This window comes from Mesorhizobium sp. M0816 (assembly GCF_040320005.1).
Classification (GTDB): domain Bacteria; phylum Pseudomonadota; class Alphaproteobacteria; order Rhizobiales; family Rhizobiaceae; genus Mesorhizobium.
Genome location: NZ_JAMYOT010000004.1, coordinates 373669 through 385029, shown reverse-complemented (window position 1 = coordinate 385029; position 11361 = coordinate 373669). Strand labels below are relative to the sequence as shown.

11 protein-coding genes and 1 pseudogene are annotated in these 11361 nt (G+C 61.4%); 9 read left to right on the top strand and 3 right to left on the bottom strand.

Annotation, left to right across the window (positions count from 1 at the left end):
• Window positions 1–184, bottom strand: a pseudogene (locus NKI17_RS08750) (ABC transporter substrate-binding protein); the annotation flags it as partial.
• A 231-nt stretch (window positions 185–415) separates the two neighbouring features.
• Between NKI17_RS08750 and NKI17_RS08745 the strand changes: the two are divergent.
• The gene (locus NKI17_RS08745) at window positions 416–1045 is read left to right on the top strand and encodes an invasion associated locus B family protein (protein ID WP_023675042.1); all 630 of its coding nucleotides are present in this window, start codon (window positions 416–418) and stop codon (window positions 1043–1045) included.
• Window positions 1046–1165: 120 nt separating this feature from the next.
• Here the strand turns inward: NKI17_RS08745 and hspQ are convergent, their stop codons facing one another.
• Both hspQ and NKI17_RS08735 read right to left on the bottom strand, forming a co-directional pair.
• Window positions 1166–1489 (bottom strand): heat shock protein HspQ, encoded by a 324-nt coding sequence (gene hspQ, locus NKI17_RS08740; RefSeq protein WP_023675043.1) that lies wholly within the window; start codon window positions 1487–1489, stop codon window positions 1166–1168.
• Window positions 1490–1710: 221 nt separating this feature from the next.
• Window positions 1711–2919 (bottom strand): UbiH/UbiF family hydroxylase, encoded by a 1209-nt coding sequence (locus tag NKI17_RS08735; protein WP_352905697.1) that lies wholly within the window; start codon window positions 2917–2919, stop codon window positions 1711–1713.
• A gap of 61 nt (window positions 2920–2980) precedes the next feature.
• Between NKI17_RS08735 and NKI17_RS08730 the strand changes: the two genes are divergently transcribed.
• The 8 genes from NKI17_RS08730 to NKI17_RS08695 all read left to right on the top strand — a co-directional run bounded on the left by NKI17_RS08730 (window position 2981) and on the right by NKI17_RS08695 (window position 11298).
• The gene (locus tag NKI17_RS08730; protein WP_352905696.1) at window positions 2981–3919 is read left to right on the top strand and encodes a DUF2182 domain-containing protein; all 939 of its coding nucleotides are present in this window, start codon (window positions 2981–2983) and stop codon (window positions 3917–3919) included.
• A gap of 13 nt (window positions 3920–3932) precedes the next feature.
• Window positions 3933–4547, top strand: a complete 615-nt coding sequence (locus NKI17_RS08725; RefSeq protein ID WP_352471871.1) for a DUF1326 domain-containing protein — start codon at window positions 3933–3935, stop codon at window positions 4545–4547.
• Between the two features lie 35 nt (window positions 4548–4582).
• Entirely contained in the window at window positions 4583–5359 is a 777-nt protein-coding gene (gene pcsA / locus NKI17_RS08720; RefSeq protein WP_502894454.1) for a phosphatidylcholine synthase, read from the top strand.
• Between the two features lie 18 nt (window positions 5360–5377).
• Complete coding sequence (locus tag NKI17_RS08715; protein WP_352905695.1) at window positions 5378–6355, top strand: quinone oxidoreductase family protein; 978 nt, start codon at window positions 5378–5380, stop codon at window positions 6353–6355.
• 152 nt (window positions 6356–6507) lie between these two features.
• On the top strand, window positions 6508–8100 hold the full coding sequence (locus NKI17_RS08710; RefSeq protein WP_502894451.1) for an ABC transporter ATP-binding protein: 1593 nt from the start codon (window positions 6508–6510) through the stop codon (window positions 8098–8100).
• Window positions 8097–9209 carry an ABC transporter permease gene (locus tag NKI17_RS08705; RefSeq protein ID WP_352905704.1) on the top strand — a complete coding sequence of 371 codons (1113 nt, stop codon included), beginning with the start codon at window positions 8097–8099 and terminating at the stop codon, window positions 9207–9209. Before NKI17_RS08710 ends, NKI17_RS08705 begins: the two co-directional genes overlap by 4 nt.
• Window positions 9209–10183 carry an ABC transporter permease gene (locus NKI17_RS08700; protein ID WP_352448916.1) on the top strand — a complete coding sequence of 325 codons (975 nt, stop codon included), beginning with the start codon at window positions 9209–9211 and terminating at the stop codon, window positions 10181–10183. The genes NKI17_RS08705 and NKI17_RS08700 overlap by 1 nt, the downstream gene beginning before the upstream one ends.
• A gap of 47 nt (window positions 10184–10230) precedes the next feature.
• On the top strand, window positions 10231–11298 hold the full coding sequence (locus tag NKI17_RS08695; RefSeq protein WP_023675052.1) for a BMP family ABC transporter substrate-binding protein: 1068 nt from the start codon (window positions 10231–10233) through the stop codon (window positions 11296–11298).
• Window positions 11299–11361: the final 63 nt, after the last annotated feature.

Sequence of the window (11361 nt, the reverse complement as noted above, 5' to 3'; positions counted from 1 at the left end):
CGCAATAGGTAATGCTGCCGCCTTTCGGCGCGTCGGGATTGACGTAGTTGAAATGCTTGTAGTCGGATGGCAGCGCCGGCTCGCCCTGCATGGCAAGCGCGTGCACCGGTTCCGACAGGGCCGGCTGCAGGGAAAGGCCGACAAACAAGATTGCGGCGATCAGCCAAACGACAACGCGGCCCATGACCGTCTCCTTCCCGATTCGATGCGCAGCATACATGAGCCCGTCGTGCACCGGCCAACCCCTTGAGCCTATCCCTTGGCCAAGATTCGCGAGACCCGGGCTGGATTCGGCACCGCTTGCAGTGTAACACGCCGTCCGAAGTCATTCTGTTGCCTCATTTCGGCAACAGGTAGCTGGACCACACGGCATGAAAAAAGCCGGTTCCGGGATCATTTGAGAGGAATGCACGACATGACGAGCCTGAACAGCAACGCGTACCGCCTGTCGGTCATGGCCGCTGGCGTGGTCGGCATTCTGGGCGCCGGGATTCCCGCTGCTTCCGCGCAGCAGCAACAGCAGATTCCGCAAGGCTGGTTCAAGGCCTGCACCAAGCAGGAAGACGTCGACATCTGCAATGTCCAGAACATCACCACCGCCGGCAACGGCCAGCTCATCACTGGCGTCAGCCTGATCGAATTGAAGGGCAAGGTGAACCGCAAGGTGTTCCAGGTGACGGTTCCGACCGGCCGTCTCGTTCCTCCCGGCATCGGCCTCCAGATCGACGGCGGCAAGGCGCAGAAGCTCGACTATGTGATCTGTTTTCCGGATCGCTGCGTGGCGGAAGTGCCGCTGACCGATCAGCTCGTCGCGTCCTTCAAGAAAGGTTCGAACCTGACGCTGACCTCGGTCAATTTCCAGAACCAGCCGAACCCGATCAAGATCGCGCTGACCGGCTTCAGCGGCGCCTTCGACGGCCCGCCGCTGCAGCAGTCGGACATCGAGGACCGACAGAAGAAGCTCCAGGAGTTCGTCGCCAAGAACAATCAGGATTTTGCCAAGAAGCTCAAGGAAGAGCAGGAAAAGGCGAAGGCCGCCAACTAATCGACGGGTTTCGAACAAAACAAAAAGCGGGGTTCATGCCCCGCTTTTTTATTGAATCGGCTGATTGTCGGGTCCAGACTTGTCTCAAGCCAGTCCCAGCCCAGCCAGATTCCGACTAAGTCAATGTCTCAATTGGTGCTTCGGCTCGTAGCGCCCGTCCGGCTTCTTGTCGAACATTTCACCAATCTGCGGATGCCGGACCGGTTCGCCCGACCGGTCCTCGAGTAAATTCTGCTCGGACACATAGGCGATGTATTCCGTTTCGGAATTCTCGGCGAGCAGATGATAGAAAGGCTGGTCCTTGCGCGGCCGCACGTCAGCGGGGATCGCCTCGTACCATTCGTCAGTATTGGCGAATTGCGGATCGACGTCGAAAATGACGCCGCGGAACGGAAACAGCCGGTGCCGAACCACCTGTCCGATCGAGAATTTGGCTGTCTTCATCGCACTCACCACTTGAACTTCTTGAACGCCACGCATCCTGGAACACGCAAGGAACGCTCCAGGACTTTAGATTCTTACGCACCGGTCCGGCAAAGACTGGCCCAGACCTTAAGGTCGACATCGTCATTATTTGGCGCAGACGCCGCGTCAATTCAATCCCGATCCCCGTGATGCCGGGTTGAGCATCGCGAGATGCGGATCAAGGGCGGTGGCCAAGATCGCTATCGCTCAGCCGGTTTTCGCAATCCGCCAAAAAACGCCGCAAAACCGCTGCCGGGTCGAAGACCCTCGCGCATGAAAAACGCCCGTAACGGCGCAAACCCCTCAAGCGCGCCAAGGCCAGCGCTGCGCACCATCTGAGCCGGCAGCCTGTCGGAAAGCAACGACATGTTGAGCAGGTTGACCGCGCTGCTGCGCGCCAGAATGTCCGGCCGCCGCTTGAAATCATAGGCTGCAAGCGCCTTCGCGGCGCCCGGGTCCGAGCGGTTTCTGCTTGCGGCACCAATCAGGTCGTCGATGTCCCGGATGCCGAGATTGAGGCCTTGCGCGCCAATTGGGGGAAACACATGGGCGGCTTCGCCGACAAGTGCCACGCGGCGATGCGCAAACCGCCACGGGCTCACCGCTGAAAGGGGGTAGATCCGCCGGCCGGGCTCAACCGACACGCGGCCCAACATCGATTGCATTTGCTGTTCGACCCGCGTCGAAAGCTCGGCGTCGTCGAGTGCTGCAAGGTCCTTGGCGATATCGGGTTCGAGCACCCAGACAAGGCTGGACCGGTTGCCGGGCAGGGGAACCTGTGTGAACGGACCGGTCTCGGTGTGGAATTCGGTCGAGGTGAAGGCATGGTCGCTGCGGTGACCGAAATTGAGCACCAACGCCGCCTGCGGATAGGATCGGATCGAGGTCCGGATGCCGGCTGCCTCGCGGGCCGGCGACTGACGGCCATCGGCGGCAACTGCCAACGATGCCTCAACCTCGCTGCCGTCGGCGAGAACGGCATGGGCATGGTCGGCATCGAGGCGCCATGCCTCCACCATCGACTTTCGCCATTCGATGCCCGAATGCGCGACAGCCTCGGCTAGCGTGCGGTTGAGAACGCTGTTGGGCAAGTTCAGCCCGAATTGCTCTTCGTTGATCTCGCTGGCGCGAAAGGTCACCGTCGGGCTGCGGATCAGCCGGTTGGTTGCGTCAACGATACGCATCACCTTGAGCGGCGCTGCGTGCGGCCTGATTCCGTCGAAGATCCCTAGCCGTTCGAACATCTTCAGGGCAGGGTTCATCAAGGCTGTCGTCCGGCCGTCGGGGCCGGCTGCATCGGGTCCGACGAGCGTCACGGGAAAACCCGCCTCGGCAAAGCCAAGCGCCGCGATCAGCCCCGCAGGGCCGCTGCCGGCGACCAGTATCCGTGCTGTTTCCCGATGGTTCAAATTCGGCTTCCGGATTGCGAGGTGAGGCCCGTCAGACCTGCTGGTCCATATAGGTCAGGTGATGCGGCTTGATCAACGCGGCGATTCGGCCCATTCGGTTGCCATGACCGGCCAACAAGACGATTTCAGCCACCTCGACGGCACCGGCCGCGCGATGGCGAGCGTTGCGCGCAGCCCTCGACTGACCGTGAGCGTTGTTGCCGGCATGGGCATCGCCCTTGCCTGGCTCCTTCTCGGCGCAATGGCAGTTCGTGGTGCCGTAAGCCGGCTCCCGGGCACCGATGCACCCGGCGACACGATGCTGGGGAACCTGCCGCAACTGCCGCTGCCGGATTTCCTTGCGCGTTTCTTCGCCCTTTGCCTTGCGCCGGCGCCGCTTCGCGCAAGCGTAGGGGCGCAAGGCGGGGCACTCACCGCGATGTGGCTGTTGATGGCCATCGCGACCATGCTGCCCTCCGCGGCGCCGATGATCCGCACCTATTGCGAGATCGCAGATACCGCCAGGATCAAGGGGGAACCCGTTGCCCATCCGTTGATCCTTGTCGCTGGATATTTGAGCGTCTGGCTTGCCGCCTCGGCAATATTCGCTGCCCTGACGCTCGCAGTCCATGCATTCGTGTCATCCGGGCAGATGCTCGATCCGCTACTTGGAATTGCCGGAGCAGCCGCGCTGTCGATCGCTGGCCTCTATCAGTTCAGCTGGCTGAAGAAAGCCTGTCTGGAGAAGTGCAGAAATCCGTTCTCGGTCCTGTTCGCCAACTGGAGCGCCAGGCCCATTCGCATTTTCCGGCTCGGTATGGAGCAGGGCCTGTGGTGCCTTGGATGCTGCTGGGCGCTGATGCTGGTAATGTTTGCCGTCGGTGTGATGAACGTGTTCTGGATGGCGCTGATCGGCTTGTTCAGCCTGGTCGAAAAACAGACGGCAGGCAATCTGCCGACGCGGTTGGGCGGTGCGATACTGCTTGTCTGGGCAGCCGCGCTACTAGTAGTCTCGGCATAAGGGGGAGAATTCGATGACAGATCAAAACTGGGCAATGAAGGGAGAGCTCATCCTTTCCTGCAATTGCACGGTTTTTTGCCCTTGCGTTCTGTCGCTCGGCAATCATCCGCCTACGGAAGGCTATTGCCAAACCTGGGCGGGGTTCCGGATCGATGCCGGCCATTTCGGCGAGGTCGACCTGTCCGGTCTCAATCTTGGGCTGGTCATGGAAATCCCCGGTTATATGAGCCGCGGCAACTGGACGGCGGGCCTGTTCATCGACAAGCGCGCCTCGGTTTACGCTGTGAAGGGACTGACGAAGATATTCACCGGCAAGGCCGGTGGAACCACATCGCTGCTCTCCATCCTGGTCGGACAGTTCCTCGGCGCCGAGCAGGTGCCGATCACCTACGAGACGCGTGAAAAAACACGCATCTTTCAGATACCGAAGATCATCGATGGTGCGGTGACGCCAATCACCGGCAAGGATCGCGACAAGGATACGGTCATCAGCAATTCGGAATACTGGATTGCGCCGGAAATCATCGTCGCCAAATCCGACAAGAGCAAAATGCGGGCCTTTGGCCGCAACTGGAACTTTGCTGGCCGTTCGGCCGAAATCTGCAAGCTGGACTGGCGGGGCCCGTGAGCAAGAAGACGACGGCCAGGAAAATCGCCGACCGGATTCCGCGGCCGAAGAAGAAAGTCACATGGCCTCAGGCGCGGGCGTTCTCGGTCCATCTCTTGACCGCGTCGGGCTCATTCCTGGCGTTTCTGTCGCTAGTGGCAGCAAGCGAGCAGCGCTGGACGGCGATGTTCTGGTGGCTGGGGCTGGCGCTTTTCGTCGACGGCATCGACGGGCCGATCGCCAGGAAGCTCGATGTCAAGGAAATCCTGCCGACTTGGTCGGGCGAACTGCTCGACAACATCATCGACTACGTGACCTACGTGTTGATTCCGGCCTTCGCGCTCTATCAGCGCGGCTTCATGGGCGAGCGCCTGTCGTTCCTGTCGGCGGCGATCATCGTGGTGTCGAGCGCAATCTACTATGCCGATACCGGCATGAAGACGAAGGAGAATTTCTTCAAGGGCTTTCCGGTCGTCTGGAACATGGTGGTGTTCACGCTGTTCGTCATCGAGCCCGGACAATGGGTTTCTTTCGCCGTGGTCGTGGTGGCCGCCATTCTCACCTTCGTGCCGATCAATTTCATCCATCCGGTGCGGGTGAAGCGGCTGCGGCCAATCAATCTCGGCATGACGCTGCTTTGGTGCGCTTTCGGCGCGCTGGCGCTGGCGCAGGCCGCACTTGCCTCCTTCTACGACCAGATCGGCGTGCTGGGCGAGCAGGTCAGCGATTTCATCAAGTTCGGGATTACGTTCACCGGGCTTTACCTCGCCTGCATCGGCGCTATCATGCAGTTCTTCCCAAATCTCGGCGCCAAGTCGGATAAGAAAGCCTGATCCCAAGAGAGCCAGAAAATGTCCAAAGCGATCCGCATCCATGCCCATGGCGGCCCGGAGGTCCTGACCTATGAGGATGCCGATCCCGGGCAGCCGGGCTCGGGACAGATCCTGGTCAAGCATACCGCGATCGGTCTCAATTTCATCGACGTCTATTATCGCTCTGGCCTTTATCCGCCGCAGGGCGGATTTCCGCTGGTCCCTGGCGGCGAGGCGGCCGGCGTGGTCTTGGATGTCGGCTCGGATGTCGACTGGCTCAAACCCGGCGATCGCATCGCCTACGCCGTGACGACCGGCGCCTATGCCGGGCAGCGCGTGATCGCCGCCGACCGCGTGGTGAAGGTGCCGGACGGCATCAGCGACGAACAGGCCGCAGCCATGATGCTAAAGGGCATGACCGCCGAATATCTGTTGCGCCGTACATTCAAGGTGAAAGCCGGCGACACGATCCTGTTTCATGCGGCGGCCGGCGGTGTCGGGCTGATCCTCGGCCAATGGGCCAAGCATCTCGGCGCGACAGTGATCGGCACGGCGAGTTCCACCGACAAGATCGAGCTCGCCAAGGCGCATGGCTTCGACCACGTGATCAACTATCGCGAACAGGATTTCGTGGCCGGCGTTGCCGCTATCACCGGTGGCAAGAAATGCGACGTTGTCTACGATTCAGTCGGCAACGACACATTTCCAGCCTCGCTCGATTGCCTGCGGCCGCTCGGCACTTTCGTCAGCTTCGGTCAATCGTCTGGGCCGATCCCGCCCTTCAGCATCTCGTTGCTGGCGCAGAAGGGCTCGCTGTTCGCAACGCGGCCGACGCTGTTCGTCTATAATGCCAGGCGCGAAGACCTCGAGGTTTCCGCCGCCGCCTTGTTCGACGTGGTGCTCAGCGGCGCCGTCAAGATCAAGATAAACCAGCGTTACGCGCTCAGCGAGGCCGGCAAGGCGCATTCCGATCTCGAAGGGCGCCGGACCACCGGGACAACAATACTTATCCCTTAGGCGCCCGCCGTTTCGGGCCGCCGACGCCGCCGTTCTTGCGAACTGCTCTTTACCGCTTGAGTTTCCGCTGAAATTCTTGAAGCTCTTTCAAGTCGTGAGGCGCTTACCGTAGAGAGCAGCCCGCGCATACGATGCTTGCGGGAACACAGAACATGTCTGGCAAACCAGATGGAGGCACCGTGAGTGCAGATCAGGACGGCGCAAACCTGCTTGAGGTTCGCGGCCTCACAAAGATATTCGGCACGTTGACGGCGTGCGACCATGTCGATCTCAACATCGCCAAGGGCGAGATCCATGCGTTGCTTGGCGAGAACGGCGCCGGCAAGTCGACCCTGGTGAAAATGCTGTTTGGATCGCTGGAACCGAATTCCGGCGAGATTTTCTGGAATGGCCAGGCGGTCAGGATCACCAGCCCCAGCACCGCAAAAAAGCTCGGCATCGGCATGGTTTTCCAGCATTTTTCCCTGTTCGAAGCGCTGACGGCGGCGGAGAACATCGCGCTGTCGCTGGATGACGGCTCGCCGATCAGCACGATCGCGGCCAAGGCGAGGGCGCTCTCCTACAGTTACGGCCTGCCTCTCGATCCGCTATCGCTGGTCGGTGATCTGTCGGTCGGCGAGCGTCAGCGTATCGAAATCATCCGCTGCCTGCTGCAGACGCCGCAACTCATCATCCTCGACGAACCAACTTCGGTGCTGACGCCGCAGGAGGCCGATAAGTTGTTCGAGACGCTCGAACGGCTGCGTTCGGAAGGAAAGTCCATCCTCTACATTTCGCACCGGCTGGAAGAGGTCAAACGGATCTGCGACCGCGCCACCGTGCTGCGTCACGGCAAGGTGGTCGGCCATTGCAATCCGCGCCAGGAAACCGCGTCTTCGTTGGCGCGGATGATGGTCGGTAACGAGGTGCTGGCCGTGGTGCGGGCGCCGGCCGAGGGTATCGAGACCGCGCCGGTGCTGCTTCAAATCCGCGAACTCACCCGCAAGCCGGCGACCCCGTTCTCGATCCCGCTCAGGAACATCAATCTCGAGGTCCGCGCCGGCGAGGTGATCGGCATTGCCGGTGTCGCCGGCAACGGCCAGGGCGAATTCTTCGAATCCGTTTCCGGCGAGGTGCTGCAGCAGGATGCCGGCTCGGTCCGCATCCGTGGCAAGGATGCCGGCGGCCTCACCATCACCGGCAGGCGTCTGATGGGCGCTGCCTTCGTCCCGGAAGAGCGGCTCGGCCATGGCGCAGCACCGCGCATGAAGCTTTCGGAGAACCTGCTTCTGTCGCGCCACGCCACCGATGGCAAGATGTTTGTCGGCGCTGGTGGAATGGTCAAGGGCGATGCGATCCATACCGCTTCCCAGCGCATCATAAAGGCAATGGACGTGCGCAAGAGCGCGCCGGATCCGGAGGCTGCGGCTCTTTCGGGCGGCAATCTGCAGAAATTCATCGTTGGCCGCGAACTCGACCGCCGGCCGAGCGTCTTAGTGGTCAATCAGCCGACCTGGGGGGTCGACGCGGGTGCGGCGGCCCACATCCGCCAGGCGCTGATCGAACTGGCGCGCAGCGGCTCGGCGGTGCTGGTGATCAGCCAGGACCTCGACGAGCTGTTCGAGATTTCCGATGCGATCACGGTCATGCACAATGGCGAACTGTCGAAGCCGCTCCCGATAGCTGAAGCGACGTTCGAGAAAATCGGGCTGCTGATGGGCGGCGCCGAACCCGGTCATGCCGAACATACGCTGGAGACGGCCTGATGCGCCTCGAACTTGTAAAACGCCCGCAGCGCTCGATGCTGTTTTCGGCACTCTCGCCTTTCATCGCTTTCGTTTTGACGATCATTGCCGGTGCCATCATGTTCGCGCTGCTCGGCGTCAACCCGTTGACCGCGTTCCGCATCTACTTCATCGAACCGATCAGCCAGGTCTGGCAGCTGCATGAGCTGGCGATCAAGGCCGCCCCCCTGATCCTGATCGCAGTCGGACTGTCGGTCTGCTACAAGGCCAACATCTGGAACATCGGCGCCGAAGGCCAGTTCATCCTGGGCGGCATTGTCGGCTCGATCATCCCCGTGCTGTTTCCGCAGTTCGAAGGCCCATTGGTGCTGCCGCTGATGCTTCTGCTCGGCATGGTCGGTGGGGCCGCCTATGCTGCAATCCCGGCACTGCTGAAGACGCGCTTCAACACCAACGAGATCCTGACCAGCCTGATGCTGGTCTATGTCGCCCAGCTCTTCCTCGATTGGCTCGTACGCGGGCCGTGGCGCGATCCGCAGGGCCACGGTTTCCCGCAGACCATCCAGTTCAACGACTCGGCCATACTGCCGGAACTCCTCCCGGAATCCGGCCGAGCAAACTGGGGATTTGTCTTCGCGCTGATCGCGGCGATACTGATCTGGATCCTGATGAGCCGTATGCTGAAAGGCTTCGAGGTCCGCGTGCTCGGCTCAAGCCCGAGGGCAGGGCGCTTCGCCGGGTTTGGCCCTAACCGCATGGTCTTCTTTGCCTTCCTGCTGTCGGGCGCACTGGCCGGACTTGCAGGGATTTCGGAGGTCTCGGGAGCCATCGGACAATTGCAGCCGGTGATCTCGCCCGGCTACGGATTTACCGCTATCATCGTGGCATTTCTCGGCCGGCTCAATCCGCTCGGCATCGTCGCCGCAGGCCTTGTGCTGGCGCTGACCTATCTGGGCGGCGAGGCAGTGCAAAGCGCGCTCGGCATCTCCGACAAGGTGGCGCGCGTGTTCCAGGGCATGCTTTTGTTCTTCGTGCTCGGCTGCGACACGCTCATCCATTACCGCATTCGCCTGACCGGCTTTTCCGCGCCGAAGCTCGAGGCAGCGCCGAAGCTGGAGGAAGCCCGCTGATGGACATCACCGTCAACATCCTCTTGACCATCGCGACGGCGGCGACGCCGCTGCTGATCGCGGCGATCGGCGAACTGGTGGTCGAACGTTCGGGTGTGCTCAATCTCGGCGTCGAAGGAATGATGATCATGGGTGCCGTCGGCGGTTTCGGCGCCGGCTATCTCACCGGCTCGCCTTGGATAGGGCTGTTGGCGGCAATCACCATGGGGGCAGTGTTCTCGCTTCTGTTCGCCGTCATGACGCTGTCGCTGGCCACCAATCAGGTGGCCACCGGCCTGTCGCTGACACTGCTCGGCCTCGGCCTTTCCGGCATGATGGGAACGAATTTTGTCGGCCAGCCCGGCGAAAGGCTGCCAAACCTCGATATTCCCGGCCTGACCGCAATCCCGGTCGTTGGCAGGCTGCTGTTCGGCCAGGATCCAATCTTCTACATCTCGATCGCGCTGACCGCCGCCGTCATGTGGTTCCTGTTCAAGACCCGCACCGGGCTCACGCTGCGCTCGATCGGCGACAGCCATGCATCCGCCCATGCGCTTGGCATCCACGTCATCCGCTACCGCTATCTCTCAGTGATTTTCGGCGGCGCTTGTGCCGGCCTCGCCGGCGGTCACCTATCGCTGGTCTACACACCGCAATGGGTGGAGAACATGACCGCCGGCCGCGGCTGGATCGCGCTGGCTCTGGTCGTCTTCGCCTCCTGGCGGCCATGGCGGGTGCTGGCCGGCGCCTATATTTTCGGCGCGATCTGGGTTGGCCAGCTTCACGTCCAAGCCATAAATCTGCAGGACTTCGTCGACGCGCCCTGGTTGCTCTACAAGTTAATTGCGTTCTTAAAATCGTTTCCCTCGCAACTGCTTTCTTCGCTGCCCTATCTGGCAACCGTCGTGGTTCTCGTTCTAATCTCGCGCAACAAGCGTTTGACGATGATGAACACGCCGGCCTCCTTGGGCCAGCCATTCGTTCCGGATCGTTGATAACAAAAAGACGGAAGCTCCAAGGCTTAACTCAGAGAGGTAACACAATGAAAAAACTGCTTATTGCCCTGATGGCGACGACGGCCGCATTGTCGCTGGCGGCCTCAGCCGAGGCGGCGGACAAGCTGAAGGCGTGCTGGGTCTACACCGGCCCGATCGGCGATTTCGGCTACTCCTACCAGCACGACCAAGGCCGCCTCGAGGTGGAAAAGGCACTCGGCGACAAGGTCGAGACCGCCTATCTCGAAAACGTCTCCGAAGGCCCCGATGCCGACCGCGCCTTCGAGCGCCTGGCGCGCGAGGGATGCAAGATCATTTTCGGTACGTCCTTCGGCTTCATGGACCCGGAAGTGAAGATCGCCAAGAAATTCCCCAAGGTGATGTTCGAGCACGCCACCGGCTACAAGACGGCCGAAAATCTCGGCATCTACAATGCGCGTTTCTACGAAGGCCGCTACGTGCTTGGCCAGATCGCCGCCAAGCAATCGAAGTCGGGCGTCGCCGGCTACATCGTTTCCTTCCCGATCCCGGAAGTGGTGATGGGCATAAATTCCTTTATGCTCGGCGCACAGTCGATCAACCCGAACTTCAAGGCGAAGATCGTGTGGGTGAACTCCTGGTTCGATCCGGGCAAGGAGGCCGATGCTGCCAAGGCATTGTTCGACCAGGGCGCCGATATCATCGTCCAGCACACCGACTCGACCGCTGCCTTGCAGGTGGCGGAGGAGCGCAAGCTGCACGGCTTCGGGCAGTCCTCCGACATGATCAAGTTCGCGCCGCACGCGCAGCTGACCTCGCTGACCGACGAGTGGGGTCCCTACTACATCAGCCGCGTCCAGGCGGCGCTCGACGGCACCTGGAAGCCCGACAATGTCTGGCTCGGCATTAAGGACGGCGCCGTCAAGCTGGCGCCGTTCACCAACATGCCCGACGACGTCAAGGCGATGGCCGAAGCCACCACCAAGAAGATCGCCGACGGCTGGAACCCCTTCACCGGGCCGATCGCCAAGCAGGACGGCACACCTTGGCTGAAGGAGGGCGAGGTCGCCGACGACGCCACGTTGCTCGGCATGAATTTCTACGTGAAGGGCGTCGACGACAAGCTGCCGCAGTAGGCGGCCGGAAACATATCGAACGAAAGGGCGCCACGCGGCGCCCTTTTCATTTTGGACGGAATA

Coding starts and splice junctions, on each gene's coding strand:
- NKI17_RS08745 (WP_023675042.1), top strand. CDS start 416: ATGACGAGCCTGAACAGCAACGCGTACCGCCTGTCGGTCATGGCCGCT.
- hspQ (WP_023675043.1), bottom strand. CDS start 1,489: ATGAAGACAGCCAAATTCTCGATCGGACAGGTGGTTCGGCACCGGCTG.
- NKI17_RS08730 (WP_352905696.1), top strand. CDS start 2,981: ATGCGGCTTGATCAACGCGGCGATTCGGCCCATTCGGTTGCCATGACC.
- NKI17_RS08725 (WP_352471871.1), top strand. CDS start 3,933: ATGACAGATCAAAACTGGGCAATGAAGGGAGAGCTCATCCTTTCCTGC.
- NKI17_RS08715 (WP_352905695.1), top strand. CDS start 5,378: ATGTCCAAAGCGATCCGCATCCATGCCCATGGCGGCCCGGAGGTCCTG.
- NKI17_RS08710 (WP_502894451.1), top strand. CDS start 6,508: ATGTCTGGCAAACCAGATGGAGGCACCGTGAGTGCAGATCAGGACGGC.
- NKI17_RS08700 (WP_352448916.1), top strand. CDS start 9,209: ATGGACATCACCGTCAACATCCTCTTGACCATCGCGACGGCGGCGACG.
- NKI17_RS08695 (WP_023675052.1), top strand. CDS start 10,231: ATGAAAAAACTGCTTATTGCCCTGATGGCGACGACGGCCGCATTGTCG.